Genomic DNA, 26,195 nt, shown 5'->3' with positions numbered 1-26,195 from the left:
AAATGCCTCAGGCAAAATAGTCCTGAAGCGCCCGAACCTCGAGATCACCGCCGAGATAGGCCTTGATGCCTTCGGCTGCAGCAATCGCTCCTGCAAGAGTGGTGTAGTAAGGTATCTTATGCAAGAGGGCAGCCTGACGAAGGCTGCGGGAATCCGAGAGGGCGCCCGCCCCTTCGGTGGTATTGAAGACCAGCTGGATATCCCCGTTCTTGATGGCGTCGACCACGTGCGGGCGGCCTTCCAGCACCTTGTTGATGCGAGTCGCCTTCACGCCGTTCTCCACCAGGAATTTCTGGGTTCCGGCCGTGGCCTGCACCCTAAAGCCCACTTCCTCGAGCATGCGCACGGTCGGCAGGATGCGTTCCTTGTCCGAGTCGCGCACCGAGACGAAGAGGGTGCCGGTCTTCGGCACCTGGCTGCCGGCGCCGAGCTGGCTCTTGGCAAAGGCTACGCCGAAGCTGCGGTCGAGGCCGATGACCTCGCCCGTGGAGCGCATTTCCGGCCCAAGCAGCACGTCCACGCCGGGGAAGCGGGCGAAGGGGAACACGGCTTCCTTCACGCCGATATGCGGCAATTCCTTCGGGGTGAGGCCGAATTTGGCCAACTCCTCGCCTGCCATCACGCGGGCGGCGATCTTGGCGATGGGCTCGCCGATCACCTTGGCCACGAAGGGCACGGTCCGCGAGGCGCGCGGGTTCACCTCCAGCACATAGATCGTGCCGTCCTTAATGGCGTATTGCACGTTCATCAGGCCACCGACGTCGAGGCCCAGCGCCAGCGCCTTCGTCTGGCGCTCCAGCTCGGCGATGGTCTCTTCAGACAGGGAGCGCGGCGGGAGCGAGCAGGCTGAGTCGCCCGAGTGGATGCCTGCTTCCTCGATATGCTCCATGATGCCGGCGATGAAGCTGTCCTTGCCGTCACAGAGGCAATCCACGTCCACCTCGATGGCGTCCGAGAGGTAGCGATCGAAGAGGAGAGGGTTCTTGCCCAGAACCGTGTTGATCTGACCCGTCTTGTCGTTGGGGTAACGCGCCTTGACGTCAGAGGGGATCAGGGTCGGCAGGGTGCCGAGCAAGTAATCCTCGAACTGGGTCTCGTCGCGGATGATCGCCATGGCCCGGCCGCCGAGCACGTAGGATGGGCGCACCACGAAGGGCAGGCCGAGATCGGCTGCGATCAGGCGGGCCTGCTCGACCGAATAGGCGATGCCGTTCTTGGGCTGCTTCAGGTGCAGCTTGTCGAGGAGGCGCTTGAACCGGTCGCGGTCTTCCGCGAGGTCGATGGCGTCCGGCGAGGTGCCGAGAATGCGCACGCCAGCTTCCTCAAGGGCATGGGCGAGCTTCAGCGGCGTCTGGCCGCCGAACTGCACGATCACGCCGTGGAGCGTGCCCTTCGAGCGCTCGGTCTCGATGATCTCCAGCACGTCTTCCTGCGTCAGCGGCTCGAAATAGAGCCGGTCGGAGGTGTCGTAATCGGTCGAGACCGTCTCCGGGTTGCAGTTGATCATGATGGTCTCATAGCCCGCATCCTTGAGCGCGAAGCAGGCATGACAGCAGCAATAATCAAACTCGATGCCCTGGCCGATCCGGTTCGGTCCGCCGCCGAGGATGATGACCTTCTTGGCATCGGAAGGATTGGCTTCGTCGGCAAGCTGGCCGGCGAAGGGTGCGGTGTAGGTCGAATACATGTAGGGGGTCGGCGAGGCGAATTCCGCCGCGCAGGTATCGATGCGCTTGAAGACCGGGCGCACGTCGAGAGCGCGGCGTGCTTCGCGTACCTCGGCCTCGGTCGTGCCGGTGAGCACCGAGAGGCGCGCGTCGGAGAAGCCGAGGGCCTTGATCTGGCGGAAGGCGCCGGGCGTCTTGGGAAGGTCGTTCGCCTTCACCTTTGCTTCCATGTCGACGATGTCCTGAAGCTGCTCCAGGAACCAGCGGTCGATCTTGCAGCTCTCATAAACCTCGTCGTGGCTGATGCCGAGGCGAAGGGCCTGTGCGACCTTGAGGATACGGTCGGGCGTGGGTGTGCCGAGTGCTGCCTTGATGGCATTGCGGTCGTCGCCCTTGCCCATGCCCTCGATCTCGATCTCGTCGAGGCCGGTCAGGCCGGTCTCCAGCGACCGCAGGGCCTTCTGCAGCGATTCCGGGAAGGAGCGGCCAATCGCCATGGCTTCGCCCACGGATTTCATGGCCGTGGTGAGCGTGTGCGAGGCGCCGGGGAATTTCTCGAAGGCGAAGCGCGGGATCTTCGTGACCACATAGTCGATGGTGGGCTCGAAGGAAGCGGGCGTCGCGCCGCCAGTAATGTCGTTTGCGATCTCGTCGAGCGTGTAGCCGACCGCGAGCTTCGCCGCGACTTTCGCGATCGGGAAGCCGGTGGCCTTGGAGGCCAGGGCGGACGAGCGCGACACGCGCGGGTTCATTTCGATCACGATCATGCGCCCGTTTTCCGGGTTGATCGCGAACTGCACGTTCGATCCGCCGGTCTCGACGCCGATCTCGCGCAGCACCGCCAGCGAGGCGTCGCGCATGATCTGGTATTCCTTGTCGGTGAGCGTCAAAGCAGGGGCGACGGTGATCGAGTCGCCGGTATGTACGCCCATCGGATCGAAGTTCTCGATGGAGCAGATGATGATGCAGTTATCCGCCTTGTCGCGGACGACCTCCATCTCGTACTCCTTCCAGCCGAGCACGCTTTCCTCGATCAGCACTTCGTTCGTGGGCGAGGCGTCGAGGCCGCCTTCCACGATGCTGAGAAATTCCTCGCGGTTATAGGCAATGCCGCCGCCGGTGCCGCCCATGGTAAAGGACGGGCGGATGATCGCAGGCAGGCCGACCTCGGAAAGCGCGATCAGGGCTTCGCCCAGGGCGTGCTCCTGGTAGCGCTTGCGGCGGTCGTTCTCGGCGGCATCCCATTTCAGCTTGTAGGCGGCGACGGTGCGCTTCTTGTCGCCGGGATGCATGTCCATGGCTTCCATGCGCGCCAGCTCGGCGAGATAGGCGTCCCGGTCGGCCTTCTTGAGCGCCGAGGCGTTGGCGAGGCGCGACTTCGGCGTATCGAGGCCGATCTTGGTCATGGCCTCGCGGAAGAGCTGCCGGTCCTCGGCCTTGTCGATGGCTTCCGCCGTAGCCCCGATCATCTCCACGTTGAACTTGTCGAGCACGCCCATCTTCTTGAGGGAGAGGGCGCAGTTCAGCGCCGTCTGGCCGCCCATGGTGGGCAGAATCGCGTCCGGGCGCTCCTTCTCGATGATCTTGGCGACGATCTCGGGCGTGATCGGCTCCACATAGGTGGCATCCGCGAGATCCGGGTCCGTCATGATCGTCGCCGGGTTCGAATTCACCAGGACGATGCGGAAGCCTTCCTCCTTCAGGGCCTTCACGGCTTGCGTTCCCGAATAATCGAACTCGCATGCCTGACCGATGATGATCGGTCCGGCGCCGACGATGAGAATGGAGGAGATGTCTGTCCGCTTCGGCATAGGCCCACCCAGGCGTGTCCAGCCGCGCGGCCGCATGATGCGGCGCTTCGAGCGCAGCTGGTGTGTGTCAGATTTAAGGTTGAGGGAGGCTCTTACACGGCCTTGGCCGGGAAAGGAAGGCCTAAAGGCAACCTGGCTGGGGGAAGCGTGCCCCACGAAACAAGATGACCTTGACGTGCCGACACGCTAACGAGAGGGTTGTGAACGCATCATTTCCCTTTCATCGCTTGGTCCGCCAGCTTGTCGCCTTCTCCGGGGTCGGTCTGGCCGCGGCGGTGGCCCATTACGGGCTTCTCATCCTGCTCGTGGAAGGCGGAGGCGTACACCCGGTTCCGGCGACGCTCGCCGGTTATGTGGCGGGAGGGCTGATCTCTTATGCCCTGAACCGAAAACATACCTATCAGAGCGATCGGCCTCACCGGGAGGCGACATGGCGCTTCGCCATGGTGGCCTTCGTCGGCTTCCTGCTGACCTGGTTCCTCATGCATGCGCTCACGGTGTGGCTCGAGGGACCGTATCTTCTGGCTCAGGTCATAACGACGGGAGTGGTGATGTTGTGGAGCTTCATTGCCCACAAGACCTGGACCTTCGCGTAAACGGAGGCGCTGGCGCGAATTTTTGCGCTCCAGTCTTCCCATGCAGTCCAGGCTTGCATTTTCATGGCTCCTCAGAATCTTGTTGCGGTGCAATAAACTTTCCGTGGACCCTTGGAGCCGTGCGCCGGAGGTGCGTCCGCCTTTCAAAATTTCGGGGGGTCCATGTCCAATTTGGCAGTTGTTGACGAGAGCTCTTCTGCGGAGTTCGCGGAGGCTGTTGAGGCTCCTCGCTCGCGCCTCGCGGTTGCCCTGATCGAACTGGCTCTTGCCGTCGGCAGCTTCGGCATCGGAACCGGCGAATTCGCCATCATGGGGCTCCTTCCCAATATGGCGAAGGAGTTCGGCATCACTGAGCCTCAGGCCGGCTATGCCATCAGTGCCTATGCTCTCGGCGTCGTGGTCGGAGCTCCAATCATCGCGGTGCTTGCGGCCAAGCTCTCGCGCCAGACCCTTCTGCTGATGCTTATGGCCATCTTTGCCGTCGGCAATGTGGTCAGCGCCCTTACGCCGGATTTCGAATCCTTCGTGCTTGTGCGGTTCCTGACCGGGCTTCCGCATGGCGCCTATTTCGGCGTGGCTTCGCTCGTCGCCGCGTCCCTGGCGCCGCCGAACAAGCGTACGCAGGCCGTGGCGCGGGTCATGCTGGGACTCACCGTCGCGACTCTCATAGGTACGCCGGTTGTAACCTTCTTCGGCCAGATCATGAGCTGGCGCATTGCTTTCGGCGCGGTCGGTCTCATGGGGGCGTTGACGGTCCTCCTCATCTGGATCTTCCTGCCAAAGGACAAGGTTCAAGAGGGTGCAAGCCCCATGCGAGAACTGGGCGCTTTCAAGCGTAAGCAGGTCTGGTTCACGCTCGCCATCGGCGCCGTCGGATTCGGTGGCCTCTTCTCCGTGTTTTCCTACATCGCCTCGACGGCGACCCAGGTCGCGCAGATGCCCGATAGCGCCGTACCGGTGATGATGGCCCTGTTCGGCTCCGGCATGATCGTCGGGAATCTCATCGGGGGCTGGCTCGCCGACAAGGCGCTGATGCCGATGATCGCGGGAACGCTCATCGGCAGTGCCGTGGTCATGACGCTATTCTGGCTGACGGCGGAGAATCCTTACGCGCTCTCGATCTGCGTTTTCCTCGTCGGCACCAGCGTGGCCATCGGTCCCGCCTTGCAGACGCGTCTCATGGATGTGGCGGCTGATGCGCAGACCCTGGCAGCGGCTTCGAACCACTCCGCCTTCAACATCGCCAATGCGCTCGGCGCCTGGCTTGGCGGTCTGGCAATCAGCGCCGGTTACGGCTTTGCGGCGACAGGCTGGGTCGGCGCTATTCTCGCAGTTGCAGGCCTCGTCGTTCTGGGCTTCTCCATTGCCAGCGACCGGCGCACGCAGCGTGTCTGTGCGGCGGCTGCTTAAGCGACGCTTCCGATAAAGGTCATCCGCGCCGGGTTATGACCGAGGTTGCGCTTGGCTCGCTCAGGCGTGAAACCCGCTTCGCTCAGGATGTCGAGCATTTCCTCGTCGCTGTATTGCGCCAGGCCGATATCCTCACGGATCTTGCGGTAATCCGAGAAGGCCGTGCGAGCGAGGCCGAGGATCGCGGATCGCAGGAAGCCCCCCTCCCACGCGAATCTCATGAGAGCCTTTGCGTCAGTGACAGGGCTGAGATCGGGAGGGATGATGTCCGCGACGACAAGCTGGCCGCGGCTCTTGAGCTTTGACTTCCACAGCTTGAGAAGCCCGCGCAGTTCATCCAACGACAGATATTGCAGAAGCGAGTTGACCACGATCAGGTCGACGGACTTGTCGTCGATGGCCGCAACATCCTCCGGCGACAGCACCACGATATGGTCATTGCTGTTGAAACGCTCGTTCAAGCGGTCGCGCACGAGCGGGGCCGCATCGCTCAGGTAGAGCCTCGCGCATTTAGCCGCGACTTTGTCCGCGAACAAGGCCTCGCCCGACCCGTAATCGAGCACAACGGTGTCGTGGGAGGGGATCAGGCCGATGATATCGTTCGCGACTAGCCGATAATGGAGAAGCTTGTGCCGCTCCCCCGAATAGATCGGCGTGTCTTGGTTCCAGTAATCTCGCCAGTTCATGGGGCTGAGTCTTAGCCCAAGCTTAAGCTGACGTCATCTGCCCGTATCCGGCAGAGGCAGCGCCTTACATGCCCAGCAGCATGGCCGCGACGGCGCGGTCGATGGAGAGGTAGAAGACGCCGAAGGCCACGATGGCGGCGACGCCGAACTCGATGGCTTGGTTCTTCATCAGCTGGAATTGCGCGAAGATCTTCTGGCCGAAGATCGACATCAGCCAGGCTGCCGTCAGCACGACGGGAAGGATGAAGAGGTACGACCACGTGCTCTCGACCTGTCCCACATTGGTGGGGTCGAGAAGCGGGCGGATGTTGCGCACCCACGGGGCGTAGAAGGCGGCATAGAGCGACGTCGCCCAGGAGAGCATGACCGCGATGCCGAGGTGGAAGGTGAAGAGGTTGTGAAGACGGCTGAATTCGCCGGAATTGTTTTTTAGATCCATCGGAGAAACCCCCAAAGCAAAGCCCGGAAATCATTAAGTTTTATAGTTAAGAACCGGTTAACGTGATTTGGGGGCGGGAGGCAATCTCCCCGTTTGTCGCGGCTGTTGGCCAAGTGAGAAAACGCACAATGCCAAGCTGCCCGAATGAAAGCGCCGCCACTCGGCGAGAGTGACGGCGATGATCTTGAAGCTCAGCCGATCAGGCCTTGGCCTTGCCCTCGTCCATCAGCTTCACGAAGCGGTCGAAAAGGTAATGGCTGTCCTGCGGGCCGGGGGAGGCCTCCGGGTGGTACTGCACCGAGAAGGCCGGACGGTCGGTGAGCGAGATGCCGCAATTGGAGCCGTCGAACAGGGAGACGTGGGTCTCCACCGCGTTCTTCGGCAGGGTCTCGGGATCCACCGCGAAGCCGTGGTTCATGGAGGTGATCTCTACCTTGCCGGTGGTCTTGTCCTTCACCGGATGGTTCGCGCCATGGTGGCCCTGATGCATCTTCTTGGTCTTGGCACCGACGGCCAGGCTCAGCATCTGGTGGCCGAGGCAGATGCCGAAGGTCGGGATCTTCTCCTCCAGCACCTTGCGGATCACCGGCACGGCATATTCGCCGGTCGCCGCCGGATCGCCCGGGCCGTTGGAGAGGAAAACGCCGTCGGGCTTCAATGCCAGCACGTCCTCGGCCGAGGCGGTGGCCGGAACCACCGTGACCTTGCAGCCGGCCCGGACCAGCAGACGCAGGATGTTGCGCTTCACGCCGTAATCGATGGCGACCACGTGATGCTTGGGCTCACCGTCCTGATGGCCATAGCCTTCGCCGCGCTCCCAGGTGGTCTCGTTCCAGTCGAAGCGCTGGGTGCTGGTGACCAGTGGCACGAGGTCGAGGCCGTCCATGGAGGGGAGGGCAGCGGCCTTGGCCTTGAGGGCCGCGAGGTCGAAATTGCCGTTGGGGTCATGGGCGATCACTGCGTTGGGCATGCCCTTGTCGCGGATCAGCGCGGTCAGCGCCCGGGTATCGATGCCGGTCAGGCCCACGATCTGGCGGGCTTTGAGCCACGCATCGAGATCGCGCGAGGCTCGCCAGTTGGAGGGCTCGGTGATGGTTGCGGCCAGAACCAGCCCACGCACGCCGGAGGACGAGGCGGCGTTCACGCTCTCGATATCCTCGTCGTTGGTGCCGACATTGCCGATATGCGGGAAGGTGAAGGTGATGATCTGCCCGGCATAGGAAGGGTCCGTCAGGATTTCCTGGTAGCCCGTCATCGCCGTGTTGAAGCAGACCTCGCCGGTGGCCTCGCCTTCAGCGCCGATGCCGAAGCCTTCCAGCACCGTGCCGTCCTGGAGCACGAGAACGGCCGTTGCGCGTGGCTCTTCCCAGCCACCCGAGTGGGACCCGGCGGTGTCTTTGTCTTGCAGCATCGTCATGATCTCTTTAAGTCCGGAGGCCAACAGGCCGTGCTTGAACAGGCCCGTACAGGGCCGCCCGTGAACTGTCCTCGTGACTTAAGGGGCTGCTCGCGTCCCGTCAACGTTTCAAGCACCTTAATTTAAAGGAGATCAGCATGCTGCGCGAACGATTCACCGCCGAGATGAAAGAGGCCATGAAGGCCGGCGAGAAGGCCAAGCTTGGCGCGATCCGCCTGATCCAGGCCGCCCTCAAGGACAAGGACATCGAGGCGAGAGGCAACGGCAAGGAGCCGCTCTCCGACGAGGAAATCCTCGCTCTGCTCCAGAAGATGGTGAAGCAGCGCCAGGAATCGATCACCATGTACGAGCAGGGTGGCCGCCAGGAACTCGCCGATCAGGAGAAGAACGAGGTCGCCGTCATCACCTCCTACCTGCCCCAGCAGATGGACGAGGCCGAGACCAAGGCCGCGATTCAAGCCGCCATCGCCGAGACGGGCGCCGCCTCCATGAAGGACATGGGCAAGGTCGTGGCCGCGCTCCGCGCCAAATACGCGGGTCGCATGGATTTCGCCAAGGCCAGTGGCCTCGTGAAGGACATGCTGCCGAAGGGCTGAGGCGTTTTCCGCACTCCTCCAAACTCCTCCAAGTCCGATCACGTCATCCCGGGGCCGCGAAGCGGAACCCGGGATCGTTCGAAGAATGGCGCCTTATTCTGCCTGCTATCTCGGATCTGCGCCGCGCTTCGTCCGGGATGGCTGCTGGAACGCGAAGCCGTTACGGCTACAGCCCCTCCTGCATTTCCTGCCGCTTGGTGCTCCAGTAATCCCGGTATTCCGGCATCTGCTCGCGGACACCCGCCACGAAATCCCTATGGTTCTCGAAATAGCAGGGCGGCCCGTACCCGCCCTCGCATTGGCCTCCGCGACGGCAGCGTTGCCTGCGGCAAGTGAGGGGAATCTGCAGCACGTTGGCGAGACGGCGCAGGGTGTCGTCGCAATCGGGAAATTCGGGTTCGGAGGATACGGCGCGGCTCATGAAAAGCTCCGGCAATGGTGCGTTCTGCAATGAATTGTCTTGGGACGTGATGTGTCTTGGAAAATGACTTGCCTTGGAAACGGCATGCGCTTGCGGGCTCCGGGCTGAAGCAGCCCGAAGCCTGAAAGCTGATCGAGGGTGGCGCGATAGGCAGCCCGGCTCGATGATGGTTGTGTGTGAGAGCAAGGCTGCATCTCGCGCACGGTTCTTTTAGGCGTACACCGCGTCTTTCAGCGGAGGGCCTCCCGACGGCAGGCTTGCGAAGCCCACAGCAGGACCGCCCCCGACCCCACACATGCGACGCCTCGCGAGCGCGCCCCTCGTCGGGTCAGGACGGGTCAGGTTATAGCGAAGCTTAGGATGATTGTCAAGAACAAAAAGAGAACATGCGTTTCATTCGGCACCCTCTAGCTTGGACCTACAGTCCTTTTCCTGCTTTTGACCCATCTTGGAAATTCTTGGATCCGTTCTCCCATTCGGCTCAACATTCCATAACCTCCCGCTCAGCGGATCCCGTTACTTGCCAAGCAGGAGATGCAGCCGGGACCAACGGATAATAAACCCGCAAAACTCGTGGTTGTGATAAAACAGGTGCGTGTCTGTTTCGACTTTGCTGCCTCGGCATCTTGGAAGGGCCCTCACCATGTCTGAAGACTCAGGTAACAGCGTTGATCGACGGGACTTCATGATCTCAGCCATCGCCTCGGCCGCCCTCGCCACCAAGGCGAGTGCTGCCAACCCTCAGGGCACGATGCCCTCGTCTGCAAACACGCTTCCGGCAGTGCCCCAGGGAACGGCCTATACCGGCGATGTGATCGACGGGAAGAAAGTCGTCAGTGCGCTCGACGTTAACGACCTGGAACCCGGGCAGAAGCACCTCTTGTATTTCCAGGGTGTTGAGATGCCGACCGGCCAGCACTGGTATGTGTCTGTGACGGTCGCAAAGGGAGCAAAGCCGGGCAAGCGTGCCGTCTTGGTCAGTGGTGTGCATGGCGACGAAATGAGTTCTGTGCATACGGTCCAGACCGTGATGAACCAGCTCGAACCGGCGAAGATGTCGGGCACGGTGATGGCGGTGACGGACGTGTCCCGCCCTGCCATGGAAAGCATGCAGCGCAGATGGCCCAATTCGGGCAGGGGCATGGATCTGATCGATATGAATCGGGAGTGGCCGGGGAACGAGAACGGCGCTACCGCGCCCAGCCGACACGCCTGGCTCCTATTCAACCGACTCTTCCGGCCGAACGCCGACGTTGCAATTGACTTTCATACTGGGACAACTGGATTTGAAGTCACGGCATTCAATATCGCCGGCATGGATGTGCCCGAGGTCAAGGCAATGGTGGAGCTTTACCCTGTTGGCCAAATCTTCGACAATCATGTGTATCCCGGTGTTCTGCATAACGCGTTTATGGACGTGGGCATCCCGTCCTTCACTCCGGAGATCGGAGCTGCGCGCGTCCTCGACCCCACAATGATTTCCCTGTTCGTGGAAGGCACAATGAACGTCCTTAAGCATCATGGCATCCTTGCCGGGCCAATGGGACGTACGGGAAAGGACGTGAATGTTTTTGTCGGCAACAGTGCGTTCCCGATCCTCGCCACTGCGGGCGGGGTCGTCGAGCATCTGGTCAAGCTCAACGACAAGGTCGTGGCCGGACAGAAGGTGGCCATCCAGCGCAATAGTTTCGGCGAAGTGGTTGCGGAGTATACAAGCGGCGTGGCCGGAGAGATAACGGGGCAGCGCAGCGATGCAATGTCAGAACCAGGAAACCCCTTGGTATTCATCCTTTTCAACAAGGCGACGCCGGAGAGCGCCGAGGTTTATCCCGAATAGCTCACCCGCGCGAGCACATCATCTTCTTTTCCGAGTGACCTCATCACCCCTGTCGGGACCGAAAGGAAATTTTTTTGCCTTGCGCTGCACTTGCGGGAGGCATTTTTACTGAATGGGCTTGCGGAGAACTCCCTGCACTCTCGCCCTTAAAACCCTGCTACATATTCATGGTCAGTAACCGCCGAGAGGCCGCGCGAATGTCTCAAGACAACAAAGTCAAAGGTCCCGCTTCCTATTTCCCGTCCATCGAGAAGAACTATGGCCATCCCATCAGCCATTGGATGAATCTTCTCGATGCGATGGAGGACAAGAAGCACATGGAAATGGTTGCTGCCCTCAAGTCGGAACACGAGATGGGGCACGGCCATGCCAATGCTCTCGTGGCTTATCACCGGTCCCGAAACGAAAAGGCCTGACGACGCCATTCCTGCATCGATGCCGAATACCGCTGAGTGAAAATGGGCAAATCGGCCTTTCACTCATTCCCCTCTCCCGTTCGGGAGAGGGGAATACGCTGTAGTAACGCTTGAGATGACTGGATGGAGCGAACAGCTCCGACGCTACGAGCCCGATCTAGGGCGCTCGATTCAATCCATCTTCTTGGTTGAACCCGTCGTGGACGGCTGGCATGCTGCGCTCTGCGAGCCGGGAGGGCAATTGGCCTTGTGATGCTTCATCGAAGCTTCGCGGCGATTGGCCTGGCTTTTGGACGCATGCTTGGACGTATGATGGCGTACCGTCGCGTGCTTCTGAGCATGGGGCGCCGTGTACGAGGATGAGGGCTGCGATGCTGTTGCGGCTTGCGCAGCCAAGGGTGCCGCCATGAGGCAGGCCACGGCGGATGCGGCGATCAGGAACTTTTTCATCGAATCTCTCCATCGAATGAAGGTACTCGTCTGTACCTGTCGTTGATGCTACCCCCGGCGAATTAGGAGAGAATGAGGGCGTATCGAATGCGCTTTGCTGCGAGCGGCAAAATGCATCGTTGAATCTTGGCCGCGATGGCGGTGAACTCAGGTCGCAGCATGGGCAGCCGATATGCGGGTTCTCCTCGTGGAAGACGATCTTCTGATCGGACGCAGCCTGACCAGGGCTTTCGAAGGAACCGGGATCGCGATCGATTGGGCGCATACCGGCGGCGATGCGCTGGAGGCGCTCCGCGCGACGCTCTATTCCATCGTGCTGCTCGATCTGGGCCTCCCGGACAAAGCCGGTCTCGACGTGCTCAAGGATATGCGCCGACGCAAGGACACGACACCGGTCGTGATCGTCACCGCCCATGACGAGATCGATATCCGGGTCGCGGGCCTTGATCTCGGGGCTGATGATTTCATGGTGAAACCCTTCGATTTCGATGAACTCTCCGCCCGGATCAGGGCCGTCGTGCGCCGTCACGACGGGCATCCGACATCGCTGGTCCAATCATCGGAAATCGTGCTCGATCTCGCAGGTCACCACGCGACGTACAAAGGCGCCACCCAGCTTCTGCCGGCGCGGGAATTCGCGCTCATGCAGGCACTTCTCGCACGCCCCGGCGCCATCCTGTCGCGCAAGCAATTGGAGGATGCGCTCTATGGCTGGGGCGACGAGGTGGAGAGCAACGCGGTCGATGTTCTGATCCATTATATCCGGCGCAAGTTCGACAACGACATCATCCGCAATGTTCGCGGTGTGGGATGGATGGTCGCCAAATGAAACACGGCAACTCCCTCCGCAGGCAGCTCACGATATGGTTCACGATTCTCCTGATCTCGTTCGGCCTGATGGGCGGCGTCGGGGCCTATATCGTCGCGCAGCAAGATCCCGATAATTTCCTGGACGATCAGATGCGGGGAATCGCGCTCGACGTGGTGGGGTCGGTCGATGACCTGGCCCAGATGCCGGCACCTCCGCTCGACGCGACCGATATGATCGTGGTGCAGGCCTGGGACGGGGAGGGCCAATTGCTCAAGTCGTTTCCGCCCGGGTTCGATCTGCCGCGCCAGCAGAGGACAGGTTTCGCGAATTTCGCCACGCCGGAGGGACGATGGCGCAGCTATACTTGGGTTCTCGACGATGGAACGGTGCAGGTTTCGCAGCAGGCGCAAGTGAGGCGAGAGCTTGCCGTGAAGGCTGCCTTGCCCGCTCTCGTCACCACCTTTCTGCTCATCCCGATTTCCTGGCTCCTGGTGCGATGGGTCGTCGGTCGCATCTTGAGTCCGGTCGATCATTTCACTCATCAGCTTCTGGAGCGCCGGCCCGATTCGACGGTGCAGCTTTCCTCACCCAACCTGCCGGGCGAGATCGCTCCTCTCGTCGGGGCCATGAACGAAGCCCTCTCGCGCGTCAGGGCCATGCTGGCCGTTCAACGGCAATTCGTCTCGAACGCGGCGCATCAGCTGCGGACGCCTCTGACCTCGCTCAGGATTCAGCTTCGCAATCTTCGTCAGGTCTCGAATCGCGCCGAAGTCGATGACATCCTGAAAGACATGGAACTCGGAATCCATCGGATGTCCGAACTGACGAGCCAGCTGCTGACGCTTGCCCGCGCAGAAAGCATGCGATCCTCTGAAGTCTCGCAGCCGGTGCCGGTCAACGAGGTTCTGCTGGAGGCCATCGCCGGCGTGATGACGCTGGCGCAGGGCAGGGGCATCACACTCTCCTCCGTGGATATGGCACCGGTTCCGGTCAGGGGAGAGAAACATGATCTCGTCATGCTGTTTTCCAACCTGCTCGACAATGCGATCCGCTACACGCCGCGCGGCGGGCATATCGATCTTTCGTTCCAAGTGGATGCGAAACACGTGACGGTCGAGATCGCCGATACCGGACCTGGGATTCCGGAGGATCTGCTTACCCGAGTCTTCGATCCCTTCGTGCGCGGAAGCAGCGAGCAGGATGGAACAGGGCTGGGGCTCTCGATCGTCAAGGCTCTCGCCATCCGGATCGGGGCGCAGGTTTCGCTCGCCAACAGGCGGGGACGGACCGGCCTTGTCGCTCGAGTTACGCTGCCCATTGCATAGGAACCGGCGGGCCGATGAATTCCTAAATGTGCGCCTGGAGCGCTTGCTTGGCGCCCCAGGCGGCAGGATCAGTTATTCGGCGGCAGGATCACGGTATCGACGACGTGGATGACGCCGTTCGAGGCTGCGATGTCGGCCTTCGTGACATTGGCGTCGTTGATCATGACACCCGAGCCTTTCGTGCTGACCTTCAGCGTCTTGCCGTTCACCGTCTTTGCCTGCTGGAGCTTGACGACGTCGGCTGCCATCACCCGTCCGGGGACGACATGGTATGTCAGGATGGCGGTGAGCTTATCCTTGTTCTCCGGCTTTAGAAGGTTCTCGACCGTTCCGGCGGGCAGCTTGGCGAAGGCTGCATCCGTGGGGGCGAAGACCGTGAACGGACCTGAGCCTTTGAGAGTGGAGACGAGACCCGCTTCGGTCAGCGCGGCCGCAAGCGTCTTGAACTGACCGGCCGCGACGGCCGTATCGACGACATCGGCTGCGCGGGCGCTTGAGCCCCCGGCTACGATTCCAAGAGCCGCAACCGTCGCGATCGCCAGATTCCTGATTTCGAATTTCATCGTTCATGCTCCTTGCACAGGGTGGCTCGGTCGCTCCCTCGCGACCGGGGAAGACCATTCTGTTGGCCTCTGCATATTTCTTATGGTGAGAAATGAGTTTCTCAATACTCAAATTATCGTGAAATGAACATTGATTTTCTTTACAGTAAAAAGATCGCAGCATAAATTCATTCAGGTGAAAATGGAGGCGCGAAATGCTGTCGGAGACACTGGCTGACGGGTTGGGGCAATACGAAATCGGCACCAAGATTCGAGTGCTGCGGCAGCAAAAGAAGCTCGGCCTCGTGCAACTCGGGGAGCATACAGGCCTGTCGCCGGCCATGTTGTCCAAGATCGAGCGCGGACAGTTGATTCCGACCCTGCCGACTCTGCTGCGTATCGCCATGGTCTTCGGCGTCGGGCTCGAGCACTTCTTCGCCGAGCGGCCTGATCGGCCCCGGGTTGCCGTCGTCCGCAAGGCGGAACGGCTGCGCCTGCCGGACAGGCCACGAGAGGATATGCCGTCCTACTTTTTCGAAAGCCTCGACTTCCCTGTCACCGACCGTAAGCTGCACGCTTATTATGCGGAGTTTCCGCCATCATCGAAGGAATCGCAGCCGCACCAGCACGACGGCGCGGAACTGATTTACGTCATCAAGGGACAGCTCGCCTTCAGCATCGCCGGCAGCGAATTCATCCTCGACGAGGGCGATGCGATCTATTTCGATTCCGACGTGCCTCATAGCTATAGGTGTGAGGAAGCTGTTCCCTGCTCAGCCATCGTCGTGACGGCGCCATGAGGGAGCAGCAGGCGCGGGTCCTGTGAATAATGGGCAAAGAATAGCTTGGCATTGGCGTTTTTAACCTCATCTCCACTGCCCTAGTTTATGGAGCAGGTTTGGAGATTCCGCTCACATTGCGCTACCCGCCCCAAATCCTTGAGGAGATCCGCGCGCGGCTGCCGGTTTCGGCAGTGGTGGGCAAGCGCGTGCGCCTGAAGAAGGCGGGGCGGGAGTGGAAGGGGCTGTCGCCGTTCAATGCGGAGAAGACGCCGTCCTTCTACGTGAACGATCAGAAGCAGTTCTATCACTGCTTCTCCTCCGGCAAGCATGGCGACATCTTCACCTTCGTCATGGAGACGGAGGGGCTGTCCTTCCCCGAGGCCGTGGAGCGGCTGGCGGCGGAGGCGGGGGTGCCGCTCCCCAAGCTCACGCCGGAGGACCGGGCGGAGGAGGTCAAGCGCAAGACCCTCTATGACGCCATGGAGCTGGCAACCCAGTATTTCGAGGCCTCGCTCCAAGGCCGCTTCGGCATGAAGCCGCGCGATTACCTCGCCGGACGCCAGCTCAGCGTCGAGACGCAGAAGCGCTTCCGCATCGGCTACGCGCCGCCCGAGCGCTTCGGCCTGCGCGACTTCCTGGCCGAGAAGGGTGTCTCCATCGACATGATGGTGGAGGCGGGACTTCTCTATTCCGGCGAGGACGTGAAGGTGCCCTATGACCGCTTCCGCGACCGGGTGATGTTCCCGATCAGCGACGTACGCGGACGGGTCATCGCCTTCGGCGGGCGCGCCATGAGCGCGGATGCGCCGGCGAAATATCTCAACTCGCCGGATACGCCGCTCTTCAATAAGGGCAGGCTTCTCTACAATTACCACCACGCCCGCCAGCCCGCCCATGACCGGGGCACGGTGATCGCGGTGGAAGGCTATGTGGACGTGATCTCCCTCACCGTCGCGGGCTTTCCCAACGTGGTCGCGCCGCTGGGCACGGCGCTGACGGCGGACCAGCTGGCCCTGCTCTGGCGCCTCTCCGAGGATCCGATCCTGTGCTTCGACGGCGACAAGGCGGGCCAGCGCGCAGCCTATCGCGCCCTCGATGTGGCCCTGCCGAACCTGACGTCGGGCAAATCCCTGCGCTTCGCCCTCCTGCCCCAGGGGCAGGATCCGGACGATCTCGCTCGTTACGGCGGGAGGACAGCGGTCGAGCGGGTGCTGGCCGCGGCCAAGCCTCTCGTGGACGTGCTTTGGGCGCGGGAGCTGGAAGCGGGGCCGCTCGATACCCCCGAGCGGCGGGCCGCCCTGGAACGCCGTTTGCGCGAATCACTGGCACTGATTCGCGATGAGACACTCAAAAAGTACTATCGGGAGGATGTCGAAAGTCGGATTTCGGCCCTGAATCCCGATTCCCGTGCCAATCGTTTCAAGCGTCAGGAGAGGGGCGGAAAGCGGGACTTTCGCGGGCCTTCCCCGACCACGCCGAGCTCTCGTTTGAGTGTGTCCCCGCTGCTTGCCCGCAACGCGCTTTTTACCGGCGGCTCGACGGAATCCCCGCGCGAGGCGATGATCCTCGGCACCTTCCTGGTACACCCCGCGCTCCTTCACAATCAGGCAGAAATCCTTGCAGATATTGAACTTGAGGGGCGTGCGGCCCAAATGATAAGAGGTCTTCTGCTGGACGGAGCAGCCAGCGGCGAGTCGGCCGATACGACCGTGATGCAGGCCCGTCTTGAGCGGGCCGGACTGGCTGATGCGGCCGACCGGATGATCGCCCTGGTCCGTCCCGGAGACCGCTGGATGCTCGATCCTCATGCCGATTCCTTGCGGCTTGAGGACGCATTGCGGCAGGCCATCACCTTGCATCGTCGTGCACGCACGTTACATAGCGAGCTTCGGGCTGCCGAGCGCGCGCTCGCCGAAGAGGACAATGAGGCCAATCTCGCCTGGCTGCGAGAGGTCCAAAACCAGCTGTCCTCCGTCGAGGGTGCCGAGGCCGATATGGATAAGGGCGGTTCCATGGGGGGCGCCCATGTCTAAAGGTCAGAGCGCGGCATGGCGCAGGCGGTGCGGGTGAGATGGTTAACGGTTAGTCAAGCGACTTGCTGTTTTATGGTTGGGACTGATTTCCGGGTGGTAGGCTCATTGAGTCTCGCCACCCTGTCGCGCATTGGGCGCCTAGCTTAAGGGGACCGGCAGGGCGCCGGAGTAGAACGAAGCATGGCAACGAAGGCAACCGAACGGGACGAAGGCGAGACGACGGCTCCGGAGCAGCAGACCGACGGGCCGCTTCTGGACCTGAGCGATGCCGCCGTCAAACGGATGATCAAGCTCGCGAAGAAGCGCGGCTATGTCACCTATGATGAGCTGAACGAGGTTCTGCCCCCGGAGGAGTTCTCCTCCGAGCAGATCGAGGACGTGCTCGGCCAGCTCTCCGAGATGGGCATCAACGTCGTCGAGTCCGAAGAGGCGGAAGAGGGCGAGAAGCCCGAGGCCGAGGAAGAGGAAGCCGAGAGCGGCGATCTCGTCGAGACGTCGCAGACACGCGCCGTCACTGTGCGCGAGACCACGGCCAAGGAGCCGACCGACCGCACGGACGACCCCGTGCGCATGTACCTGCGCGAGATGGGCTCGGTGGAGCTACTGTCGCGTGAGGGCGAAATCGCGATCGCCAAGCGCATCGAGGCTGGCCGCGAGGCCATGATCGCGGGCCTCTGCGAGAGCCCGCTGACCTTCCAGGCCATCATCATCTGGCGCGACGAGCTCGTCGAAGGCCGGGTGCTGCTGCGCGACATCATCGATCTCGAAGCCACCTATGCCGGCCCTGACGGCAAGGGCGCGCCCAAGGTGGACGCGCTTGGCGAAGAGGGCGAGGAAGAGGCCGCCACTGAGGGCGAGGAGGGAGTGACCCCGCCGGAAGGCGATTTGGATGACGACGACCTTGAGAACAACGTGTCGCTCTCGGCCATGGAAGCCGAGCTGAAGCCGCGCGTTCTCGAGACCTTCGACTCCATCGCCGACAACTACAAGAAGCTGCGCCGCCTGCAGGTCGAGCATGTGGAACAGCGCATGCAGAACAAGCAGCTGACCCCGGCCCAGGAGCGTAAGTACCGCGAGCTGAAGTCTGACATCGTCGCCTCGGTGAAGTCGCTCTCGCTCAACAACAACCGCATCGAAGCCCTGGTCGAGCAGCTCTACGACATCAACAAGCGCCTCATCTCGCATGAGGGCCGCCTGATGCGCCTTGCCGAAAGCCACGGCGTCGCGCGTGAGGAATTCCTCAGGCACTACCAGGGCTGGGAACTCGACCCGAAATGGGTTCTGCGCGTCTCCAAGCTCGGCGGCAGGGGCTGGAAGGACTTCGTCGCCAAGGCGAAGGACGGCATCCACGACCTGCGCGAGAACATCCACAATCTGGCGAGCGAGACCGGCCTGGAGATCCAGGAGTTCCGCCGCATCGTCATGATGGTGCAGAAGGGCGAGCGCGAGGCCCGGCAGGCGAAGAAGGAAATGATCGAGGCGAACCTGCGTCTCGTGATCTCCATCGCCAAGAAGTACACGAACCGCGGCCTGCAGTTCCTGGACCTGATCCAGGAGGGCAATATCGGCCTCATGAAGGCGGTCGATAAGTTCGAGTACCGCCGCGGCTACAAGTTCTCGACCTATGCCACGTGGTGGATCAGGCAGGCGATCACGCGTTCCATCGCGGATCAGGCCCGCACGATCCGTATTCCGGTGCACATGATCGAGACGATCAACAAGATCGTCCGCACCTCGCGCCAGATGCTGCACGAGATCGGCCGCGAGCCGACCCCGGAAGAGCTGGCCGAGAAGCTCGCCATGCCGCTGGAAAAGGTGCGCAAGGTCCTGAAGATCGCCAAGGAGCCGATCTCCCTCGAAACGCCCATCGGCGACGAGGAGGATTCACACCTCGGCGACTTCATCGAGGACAAGAACGCGATCCTGCCCATCGATGCGGCGATCCAGAGCAATCTTCGTGAGACAACGACGCGAGTCCTCGCGTCGTTGACCCCGCGCGAGGAAAGAGTGCTGCGCATGCGCTTCGGCATCGGCATGAACACCGACCACACTCTCGAAGAGGTCGGCCAGCAATTCTCGGTGACCCGCGAGCGTATCCGCCAGATCGAGGCGAAAGCCCTGCGCAAGCTGAAGCATCCCTCGCGGAGCCGGAAGCTCAGAAGCTTCCTGGATAACTGAGCAACAACATAAGGCGGGCATCGAGCCCGCCTTTTTCGTATCCTCCGTCATCATGATCGTCAGCCTCACCATCATCCTTCTCTGCCAGCTCCTCGGCGAAGTCATCGCCCGCGGGTTCGGCTGGCTCGTGCCCGGTCCCGTGCTCGGCATGATCCTCCTGCTCGTGCTTTTGAGCATGCGTGATCGCATCAGGATTTGGGTGCCGGAATTCGGCAGGGCACTGGACTCGACGGGGAAGGGGCTTCTTTCGCATCTCTCGCTTCTGTTCATCCCCGCGAGCGTCGGCGTGGTGCAGCGGCTCGACGTGCTGGCCGATTACGGCGTCGGGCTTGGCGTAGCGGTGATCGCGTCCACCTTCGTCACGCTCGTCGTGACGGTCGTCACCTTCGTGCTCGTGTCGCGCCTCAGCGGCTCGTCCATGGAAACGGCGGAGGAGGGCGAGAGGCGTGACTGATCAGACCTTTTCCCTCTGGGTCTATCTCTCGCAGACGCCGCTGCTCTGGCTCGTGGTGACGCTGATCGCTTATTTGATCGCGGATCGGATCTCGCAAGCGTTCAGCCGCAATCCCCTGTTCAATCCGGTGCTCCTGTCCGTGGTGACGGTGGCGCTCGTATTGTGGGCGACCGCCACGCCCTATCCGGTCTATTTCGAGGGCGCGAAATTCGTCCATTTCCTGCTCGGACCCGCGACAGTCGCGCTCGCTATCCCGCTCTATGAGAACCGCCGCATCGTGATGCGCGCCATCGTGCCGATGATGGTGGCGCTTGTCGTCGGTTCGGTCACGGCCATCGTATCGGCAGTCGCGGTCGCGCAGCTCTTCGGCATTCCGAAAAACCTCCTCATCTCGCTCGCGCCGAAATCCGTCACCGCGCCGGTGGGCATGGGCATCACTGAGGCGTTGGGCGGGGCCCCCGCATTGACGGCGATCCTTATCATGTTCACGGGCGTTGTCGGTTCCATCATGGTGACGCCGCTGATGAATGCATTGCGCATGAAGGATTGGCGCGCCCGTGGATTCGCCGTGGGGCTCGCCTCGCACGGCATCGGCACGGCGCGGGCATTTCAGGTGAATTCGCTCGCCGGCACATTCGCCGGCATCGCCATGGGCCTCAACGCGCTCGTCACCGCGCTGCTTCTGCCGCTAGTGCTGGCGTGGCTGCTGGATTGAGACAATGACCGACGCTGCACACAAACGAACGACTGCGAAGAAGGCGAATACTGCGGCGCCTTCCGCGCAACCCGTTCTTCTCTCGGGCGGAAATCCTCAGATAGCGAAGGGCTACGGCGATGCGCCGGTGCAGGCCTATATCGCCGCGATGCCCAGTTGGAAAAGCGATCTTGGGCGCCGCATCGATGCGCTCATCGAGAACGCAATTCCCGGAGTAAGCAAGGCGGTCAAATGGAACTCGCCATTCTACGGCGTCGAAGGCGAGGGGTGGTTCCTCAGCTTCCATTGCTTCACGAAATACGTAAAGATAGTCTTCTTTCGCGGCACATCGCTGACACCTGTTCCTCCTGGCATGTCCAAGCAGAAGGAGGTGCGATATCTCGATATTCATGAGAACGATCGGCTCGATGAAGCCCGGTTCGTCGATTGGGTGAAACAGGCCAGCCAATTGCCCGGAGAGAAAATGTGAGATGGCAATCGTGAAGAAAGACAAGCCCGGTTCGAGCGTCATCGGCGAGCTTTCGCCGTCTGAGCTGATCGATGCGAAGATCGAGGAGCTGGGCGACTGGCGCGGCGAGGCGCTTGCCCGTGTCCGCGCTCTCATCAAGCAGGCCGTTCCCGACGTGGTCGAGGAATGGAAGTGGCGAGGCGTTCCCGTGTGGGAGCATGCCGGTATCATCTGCACGGGCGAGACCTACAAGTCCGTCGTGAAGATGACCTTCGCCAAGGGCGCTTCGCTGGAGGATCCATCCAGCCTCTTCAACGCCAGCCTGGAGGGCAACACCAGACGCGCCATCGATCTTCGCGAAGGCGACACGATCGATGAAGAGGCGCTGAAGGCGCTTATTCGTGCGGCTGTGGCGTTGAATGCATCGAAGCGGAAAACTTCCGGCTCCTGACGCCAGGGTCGGGTTCATACATCCCTCCCTGCCAGAAGGAGGGAGGGATGAAGCGCGGCAGCTTAGAACAGAAAATCCGAAGCGCCGATGAGCGCGGCCTTTACGTTCAGCAGCGCAATCGATTGTCCGTTCGCCTTGATGATCACGTCGTCGGCGATGCGGTCCGTGTCGGCGTTACCCGTGGCGATCGACAGCTTGTCGAAGCTCAGGCCGTTGCCGCGCAGGTCGATGCGGTCGATACCGTCCTGGAAGTCGCGAATTTTGTCGCGGCCCCACTTGCCGGTGAAGCGGAAGCTGTCCGCATGCGAGCCGCCGGTAAGCACATCGTTGCCCGCGCCGCCGATGAGCGTGTCGCGGCCGCTCTCGCCGTAAAGCCAGTCATTGCCGGCATCACCGATGAGAGTGTCGTTGCCGCCCTTCCCATGGATCTTGTCGTGCCCGGCCTTTCCGTGGATCCGGTCCGCTCCGCCCGTGCCGTTGAGCACATTGGCGAGCGCATCGCCCACGAGGACCTTCACCGGCGCAGCCTTCGCCGGATCGATGAGATCGAGCTTCACGTTCTTGGTGCCGATGGTCACCTCCTTGGTGACGGAGGCATAACCGCCGCCGGAGAAGGTCACCTTGTATGAGCCGGGATCGAGCGCGAGGCTGTAGCCGCCCGCTCCTCCCGACTTCGTGGTGAAGCGCGCGCCGGTGGAGCTGACCGCACTGACAGTCAGGCCGCCTAGCGCTTCGCCGATATCGTAGGCGCGGTCGCCGTCCTTATCGTCCATCGTGACGCCGGTGAGAAACACCTTGCCGCCGGAGAGCGCGAAGTTCTGCGTCGCGAAGGCGCCTTCCCAGCCCTGATAGGGACCGACCTTGAAGCCGATGCCAATCTCACGGAAATCGCCGTTGAGAATGTTGGCCTTGTGGCCCGGGCTGTTCATGAGGTTGGTGTGCAGCAATCGCACCTCATCCTGAAAGCCGTTCGGCACGCGCGTGCTGGCCCAGGCGATGTTTTCGGCAGAGCCCCACGAGCCGGTGAAGGCATAAGCAGCGCTCTCCATGCGCTGCGTCGGCGCGGAACCGTTCACACCCGTATGGGAGAAGACGTCCACGTCGATCATCCACTGGCTATGAGAATCGGCGGAGGCGTTGAGGTTGCCGTTAAAGGTGAGCGGCTGTGCGCCGGTTTTGGCGCGCGCTGCGTTCACCAGTTCGAGCATGAGCTGCTCATAAGCCGTTGCCTGTGCCATGAAGAGGACCCCTTGTTCCGTGATTTTTCTTGCAACCGGAACTAGAGGGCGAATGAGCGGAACTTGTGACGCCGGGGGCGTTGCAAGCTTGACCGGGGCGCGGCGCAGGGACGCAGCATGAAGCCACTGAAGTTACGCTTGTGAATGAGTGAGGGAAGGCGCTGGATTGAGCGGCGTACTCCTATAGATATGTTTGTCCGACCATTCTCCCGGCCTGGTCCGCAACAGGAGCCTTCATGTCCGAACGGGTGATCAAGGACGACCAGCCCCGCGTCTATTTCGATTGCAACAAGTGCCCGGCCTTCTGCTGTTCGATTTATGAGCGCGTGGTGGTGACGAAACGCGACATCACGCGGCTGGCCAAGTTCTTCGGCGTATCCATTGATGAGGCCAAGCGTCGCTACACGACCGATTTCGAAGGCGAGCGCGTGCTCAAGCGCGTCAAGGACGTGATCTTCGAGCGCACCTGCATGTTCCTTGACCAGAAGACCCGCGGCTGCACGATCTATCACGGACGTCCCTCGGTCTGCCGTTCCTATCCAGGTCGCTCGCGCTGCGCCTATTACGACGTGCTGCGCTTCGAGCGCATCCAGCAGAACGACGAGAACGTGATCCCCCAGGTCAAGATCATCTTCCGCGAAGTGGAGGAAGAGGTCGCTCCCTACGCCGATGGCCCCGAGGAGGTCTATGAATGGGAGGAAAAGAAGTAGGGGTGTGCTTGGGCGGCAACCCTGCCTTGCAGGATAACATGGCGCTTCATGAGGCAATCTGCATTATAGGCAGCTAAGAAACGCCAAACATGGGGCTTTTGTCTTAAGGCTCTGCCCCTGGATCAGAAGAACGCCGCAATGGATACCAAATCGCCCGCTTTCACCGCCGCTCCCGTTCAGCCGAAGGTGGAGGGAGTGGCCGTATCGATCCTCGCGGCGATCAGCATCTCCCATCTCCTGAACGACCTGATCCAGTCCCTGCTTCCGGCGATCTATCCGATCCTCAAAGAGAATTACCGCCTGGACTTCGGCCAGATCGGCCTGCTCACGCTCACCTTCCAGTGTACGGCCTCGCTGCTCCAGCCTCTTGTCGGGATCTATACCGACAGGAAGCCGCAGCCTTATTCGCTCGTCATCGGCATGGGCTTCACCCTGATCGGATTGCTGACGCTCTCGCAGGCCCATTCCTATCCCATGCTTCTCCTCGGTGCTGCGCTCGTCGGCATGGGCTCATCCGTCTTCCATCCTGAATCCTCCCGCGTCGCCCGCATGGCGTCCGGCGGGCGGCATGGCCTCGCGCAATCGGTGTTCCAGGTGGGCGGCAATGCGGGCTCGGCGCTCGGGCCTCTGCTCGCGGCCTTCATCGTTGTGCCATTCGGTCAGACCAGCATCGCCTGGTTCTCCGTGGTCGCGCTGCTGGCCATGGTCATCCTGTTCAATGTCGGCGGCTGGTATAACGCGAAGCTGGTCGACCTCAGGACGAAGCCCCGTGCCGCCGCTGCCGTGTCGAATCTGACAAGGAAGCGCGTCGCCATCTCCATCGCGATCCTGATGGTGCTGGTCTTCTCGAAGAACTTCTACATGGCGAGCATGACGAGCTACTTCACCTTCTACCTGATGGCGAAGTTCCAGGTGTCGGTGCAGGACTCGCAGCTCTATCTCTTTGCCTTCCTCGGCGCGGTGGCGGCGGGCACCGTCATCGGCGGTCCCATCGGGGACCGGATCGGGCGGCGCTACGTGATCTGGATATCGATCCTCGGCGTGCTGCCGTTCACGCTGATGCTGCCCTATGCCAACTTGTTCTGGACCTCGGTGCTGAGCATCATCATCGGTCTCGTTCTCGCCTCCGCCTTCTCCGCCATCCTCGTCTATGCGACGGAGCTGGTGCCGGGCCGCGTGGGCATGATCGCGGGCCTGTTCTTCGGCCTGTCCTTCGGCATGGGCGGCCTCGGTGCCGCAGTGCTCGGGCAGCTCGCCGACATGACGAGCATCGAGACGGTCTACAAGGTCGTGTCGTTCCTGCCCGCCATCGGCCTGCTGACATACTTCCTGCCGAGGATCGAAAGGGCGCGGGCCTGATCTAGCGAGCACGACTGTCCCATTTCCACCTCGTCATGGCCGGCCTTGTCCCGGCCATCCACGCCTTCCCCATAGCCCTCATCCTGAGGGGATTGCGTCAGCAATCCGTCTCGAAGGACGAGGGCGTGTCCAGAGATGGCTGGACGATCCTTCGAGACGCAGCTTTGCTGCTCCTCAGGATGAGGTTGGTGGGTAGGAAGTGAAGGCGTGGATCACCGGCACAAGGCCGGTGATGACGTGAGCGGGTGGTATTGGCGACAGAGAAAATCCTAAAGCGCGAATGTCGGCTGCGCTGAATGCTGTGAAGCTTTGACAATCTGATCGGCCATGCGCCGTTCATGCTCCAGCAGCCACTTCTTGCGCCAGATCTTTCCGCCATAGCCGGTCAAGGCTCCGTCGGCGCCGATCACCCGGTGGCAGGGCACGATGATCGCCACCTGATTGGCCCCGTTCGCCCGCGCCACGGCGCGCGGCGCCTCAGGCCGCTCGATGAAGCGGGCGATCTCGCCATAGCTGCGCGTGCTGCCCATCGGGATCTGCCGCAGTGCCGTCCATACGCTTGCCTCGAAGGCGCTGCCTCTCTGCACCACCGAAATGTCGAAATCGGTGAACTGGCCAGAGAAGTAGCGCGCAACCTGTCGAGCAAGCTCTTCGAGCACAGGGCTATTGCCGAAGCAGATCGGACCGACGCGATTGCGCAGGCGGTTGATCTCGGTTGGGAGCGCCGTGCGGTCCACGAATTCGAGAAGTTGCACACCCACATCGTCCACGATGGCAAGCATCGCGCCGATGGGCGTGTCGAGCCATTGCGCGGTCAGGATCGCGCGTCCCGTGGCCTTCGCGGGGGCATCGCCGACGAGCTTGGTGATCGCGTCGCGAAAGCCGCTTCCGGATTCGTATCCGGCATCCAGCTGCGCATCCATCACGGAGCCTCCCTCCTTCAAGCGGTTGACGGCCACCCCTAGGCGTTGCGACCGGGCATATTGCGCGAAGGTCACGCCGTATTCACGCTGAAAGGCGCGGCGGACGGTGGACGGGTCGTAGCCGAGGCTTTTCAGGTCTTCGGCGCTCCAGCGCCGGTCCGGCTCGGCCTTGATCTTTTCACGCAAGGTTTCCAGTGCGCCGCTCACCGGCCGTTGCCGGCCCAAGGGTTTGCACCGCAGGCAAGGGCGGAAGCCTGCGCCTTGTGGATCCTCGCAATTCCCGAAGAAAACCACGTTATCGCGCTTGGGCTTGCGGGCGGGGCAGGTGAGGCGGCAGAAAATGCCGGTCGTCTTCACGCCCACATAAGCGAAGCCTTCATAAGAAGGATCGCGGGCGAGGAGAGCTGCATAGAGGGTGTCGTCATCACGGGTCATGGGCATTTTATAGCCCATCCCGCAAGGCCCTGCCGCCGGAAACGA

The 26,195-nt window shown here is 61.8% G+C and carries 25 protein-coding genes; 16 read left to right on the top strand and 9 right to left on the bottom strand.

Translation table 11 applies throughout. From position 1 onward, the window contains the following. Positions 1 to 7: 7 nt before the first annotated feature. Entirely contained in the window at positions 8 to 3,478 is a 3,471-nt protein-coding gene (gene carB, locus AB4Y85_RS02505; protein ID WP_441983275.1) for a carbamoyl-phosphate synthase large subunit, read from the bottom strand. A gap of 200 nt (positions 3,479 to 3,678) precedes the next feature. Between carB and AB4Y85_RS02500 the strand changes: the two genes are divergently transcribed. Both AB4Y85_RS02500 and AB4Y85_RS02495 read left to right on the top strand, forming a co-directional pair. Continuing rightward, positions 3,679 to 4,074 carry a GtrA family protein gene (locus tag AB4Y85_RS02500; protein ID WP_441983274.1) on the top strand — a complete coding sequence of 132 codons (396 nt, stop codon included), beginning with the start codon at positions 3,679 to 3,681 and terminating at the stop codon, positions 4,072 to 4,074. Between the two features lie 162 nt (positions 4,075 to 4,236). Beyond that, complete coding sequence (locus tag AB4Y85_RS02495) at positions 4,237 to 5,484, top strand: MFS transporter (RefSeq protein ID WP_441983273.1); 1,248 nt, start codon at positions 4,237 to 4,239, stop codon at positions 5,482 to 5,484. Here AB4Y85_RS02495 and AB4Y85_RS02490 read toward each other — a convergent pair. From AB4Y85_RS02490 to carA, 3 genes are all read right to left on the bottom strand, one after another. Continuing rightward, the gene (locus AB4Y85_RS02490; protein WP_441983272.1) at positions 5,481 to 6,170 is read right to left on the bottom strand and encodes a methyltransferase domain-containing protein; all 690 of its coding nucleotides are present in this window, start codon (positions 6,168 to 6,170) and stop codon (positions 5,481 to 5,483) included. The genes AB4Y85_RS02495 and AB4Y85_RS02490 overlap by 4 nt on opposite strands. A gap of 64 nt (positions 6,171 to 6,234) precedes the next feature. Further along, positions 6,235 to 6,609 carry a hypothetical protein gene (locus AB4Y85_RS02485; RefSeq protein ID WP_441983271.1) on the bottom strand — a complete coding sequence of 125 codons (375 nt, stop codon included), beginning with the start codon at positions 6,607 to 6,609 and terminating at the stop codon, positions 6,235 to 6,237. Positions 6,610 to 6,808: 199 nt separating this feature from the next. Further along, positions 6,809 to 8,020, bottom strand: coding sequence for a glutamine-hydrolyzing carbamoyl-phosphate synthase small subunit (gene carA / locus AB4Y85_RS02480; RefSeq protein ID WP_441983270.1), 1,212 nt, complete (start codon positions 8,018 to 8,020; stop codon positions 6,809 to 6,811). Positions 8,021 to 8,163: 143 nt separating this feature from the next. On the opposite strand from carA, the gene AB4Y85_RS02475 reads away from it, so the two are divergent. Beyond that, positions 8,164 to 8,622: a GatB/YqeY domain-containing protein gene (locus AB4Y85_RS02475; RefSeq protein ID WP_441983269.1), complete on the top strand. Its 459-nt coding sequence runs from the start codon at positions 8,164 to 8,166 to the stop codon at positions 8,620 to 8,622. A gap of 166 nt (positions 8,623 to 8,788) precedes the next feature. On the opposite strand, the gene AB4Y85_RS02470 is transcribed toward AB4Y85_RS02475, so the two are convergent. Then, on the bottom strand, positions 8,789 to 9,043 hold the full coding sequence (locus AB4Y85_RS02470; RefSeq protein WP_441983268.1) for a hypothetical protein: 255 nt from the start codon (positions 9,041 to 9,043) through the stop codon (positions 8,789 to 8,791). Positions 9,044 to 9,686: 643 nt separating this feature from the next. On the opposite strand from AB4Y85_RS02470, the gene AB4Y85_RS02465 reads away from it, so the two are divergent. Beyond that, positions 9,687 to 10,880: a M14 family metallopeptidase gene (locus AB4Y85_RS02465; RefSeq protein WP_441983267.1), complete on the top strand. Its 1,194-nt coding sequence runs from the start codon at positions 9,687 to 9,689 to the stop codon at positions 10,878 to 10,880. A gap of 197 nt (positions 10,881 to 11,077) precedes the next feature. Continuing rightward, positions 11,078 to 11,296 carry a DUF4287 domain-containing protein gene (locus AB4Y85_RS02460; protein WP_441983266.1) on the top strand — a complete coding sequence of 73 codons (219 nt, stop codon included), beginning with the start codon at positions 11,078 to 11,080 and terminating at the stop codon, positions 11,294 to 11,296. A 171-nt stretch (positions 11,297 to 11,467) separates the two neighbouring features. Here the strand turns inward: AB4Y85_RS02460 and AB4Y85_RS02455 are convergent, their stop codons facing one another. Continuing rightward, positions 11,468 to 11,746 carry a hypothetical protein gene (locus AB4Y85_RS02455; protein WP_441983265.1) on the bottom strand — a complete coding sequence of 93 codons (279 nt, stop codon included), beginning with the start codon at positions 11,744 to 11,746 and terminating at the stop codon, positions 11,468 to 11,470. Between the two features lie 172 nt (positions 11,747 to 11,918). On the opposite strand from AB4Y85_RS02455, the gene AB4Y85_RS02450 reads away from it, so the two are divergent. Continuing rightward, positions 11,919 to 12,575, top strand: a complete 657-nt coding sequence (locus AB4Y85_RS02450) for a response regulator (protein WP_441983264.1) — start codon at positions 11,919 to 11,921, stop codon at positions 12,573 to 12,575. Continuing rightward, the gene (locus AB4Y85_RS02445) at positions 12,572 to 13,882 is read left to right on the top strand and encodes an ATP-binding protein (RefSeq protein WP_441983263.1); all 1,311 of its coding nucleotides are present in this window, start codon (positions 12,572 to 12,574) and stop codon (positions 13,880 to 13,882) included. Before AB4Y85_RS02450 ends, AB4Y85_RS02445 begins: the two co-directional genes overlap by 4 nt. A 68-nt stretch (positions 13,883 to 13,950) precedes the next feature. Here AB4Y85_RS02445 and AB4Y85_RS02440 read toward each other — a convergent pair whose 3' ends face one another. Beyond that, a complete protein-coding gene (locus AB4Y85_RS02440; RefSeq protein ID WP_441983262.1) occupies positions 13,951 to 14,445 on the bottom strand; it encodes a fasciclin domain-containing protein in 495 nt (164 codons plus the stop codon). Between the two features lie 194 nt (positions 14,446 to 14,639). Here AB4Y85_RS02440 and AB4Y85_RS02435 point away from each other — a divergent pair, with 194 nt between their 5' ends. From AB4Y85_RS02435 to AB4Y85_RS02405, 7 genes are all read left to right on the top strand, one after another. Further along, entirely contained in the window at positions 14,640 to 15,224 is a 585-nt protein-coding gene (locus AB4Y85_RS02435) for a helix-turn-helix domain-containing protein (RefSeq protein ID WP_441983261.1), read from the top strand. A 116-nt stretch (positions 15,225 to 15,340) separates the two neighbouring features. Then, entirely contained in the window at positions 15,341 to 17,239 is a 1,899-nt protein-coding gene (gene dnaG, locus AB4Y85_RS02430; protein WP_441983695.1) for a DNA primase, read from the top strand. 180 nt (positions 17,240 to 17,419) lie between these two features. Then, the gene (rpoD, locus tag AB4Y85_RS02425) at positions 17,420 to 19,417 is read left to right on the top strand and encodes an RNA polymerase sigma factor RpoD (protein ID WP_441983260.1); all 1,998 of its coding nucleotides are present in this window, start codon (positions 17,420 to 17,422) and stop codon (positions 19,415 to 19,417) included. A gap of 52 nt (positions 19,418 to 19,469) precedes the next feature. Continuing rightward, positions 19,470 to 19,871: a CidA/LrgA family protein gene (locus tag AB4Y85_RS02420; protein ID WP_441983259.1), complete on the top strand. Its 402-nt coding sequence runs from the start codon at positions 19,470 to 19,472 to the stop codon at positions 19,869 to 19,871. After that, complete coding sequence (locus tag AB4Y85_RS02415; RefSeq protein ID WP_441983258.1) at positions 19,864 to 20,586, top strand: LrgB family protein; 723 nt, start codon at positions 19,864 to 19,866, stop codon at positions 20,584 to 20,586. Before AB4Y85_RS02420 ends, AB4Y85_RS02415 begins: the two co-directional genes overlap by 8 nt. Before the next feature lie 4 nt (positions 20,587 to 20,590). Further along, positions 20,591 to 21,055 (top strand): DUF1801 domain-containing protein, encoded by a 465-nt coding sequence (locus AB4Y85_RS02410; protein ID WP_441983257.1) that lies wholly within the window; start codon positions 20,591 to 20,593, stop codon positions 21,053 to 21,055. A 1-nt stretch (position 21,056) separates the two neighbouring features. Continuing rightward, positions 21,057 to 21,485 carry a DUF1801 domain-containing protein gene (locus AB4Y85_RS02405; protein ID WP_441983256.1) on the top strand — a complete coding sequence of 143 codons (429 nt, stop codon included), beginning with the start codon at positions 21,057 to 21,059 and terminating at the stop codon, positions 21,483 to 21,485. A gap of 62 nt (positions 21,486 to 21,547) precedes the next feature. On the opposite strand, the gene AB4Y85_RS02400 is transcribed toward AB4Y85_RS02405, so the two are convergent. Then, positions 21,548 to 22,723, bottom strand: coding sequence for a CAP domain-containing protein (locus AB4Y85_RS02400; RefSeq protein ID WP_441983255.1), 1,176 nt, complete (start codon positions 22,721 to 22,723; stop codon positions 21,548 to 21,550). Between the two features lie 236 nt (positions 22,724 to 22,959). On the opposite strand from AB4Y85_RS02400, the gene AB4Y85_RS02395 reads away from it, so the two are divergent. Further along, positions 22,960 to 23,433, top strand: a complete 474-nt coding sequence (locus tag AB4Y85_RS02395; RefSeq protein WP_441983254.1) for a YkgJ family cysteine cluster protein — start codon at positions 22,960 to 22,962, stop codon at positions 23,431 to 23,433. Between the two features lie 186 nt (positions 23,434 to 23,619). Then, entirely contained in the window at positions 23,620 to 24,792 is a 1,173-nt protein-coding gene (locus AB4Y85_RS02390; protein WP_441983694.1) for an MFS transporter, read from the top strand. A 269-nt stretch (positions 24,793 to 25,061) separates the two neighbouring features. Here the strand turns inward: AB4Y85_RS02390 and AB4Y85_RS02385 are convergent, their stop codons facing one another. Beyond that, complete coding sequence (locus AB4Y85_RS02385) at positions 25,062 to 26,150, bottom strand: bifunctional transcriptional activator/DNA repair enzyme AdaA (RefSeq protein ID WP_441983693.1); 1,089 nt, start codon at positions 26,148 to 26,150, stop codon at positions 25,062 to 25,064. Positions 26,151 to 26,195 lie beyond the last annotated feature (45 nt).

This window comes from Microvirga sp. 2YAF29, assembly GCF_052114605.1.
Lineage (GTDB): Bacteria > Pseudomonadota > Alphaproteobacteria > Rhizobiales > Beijerinckiaceae > Microvirga.
This window is presented reverse-complemented; position numbering and strand designations above follow the sequence as displayed.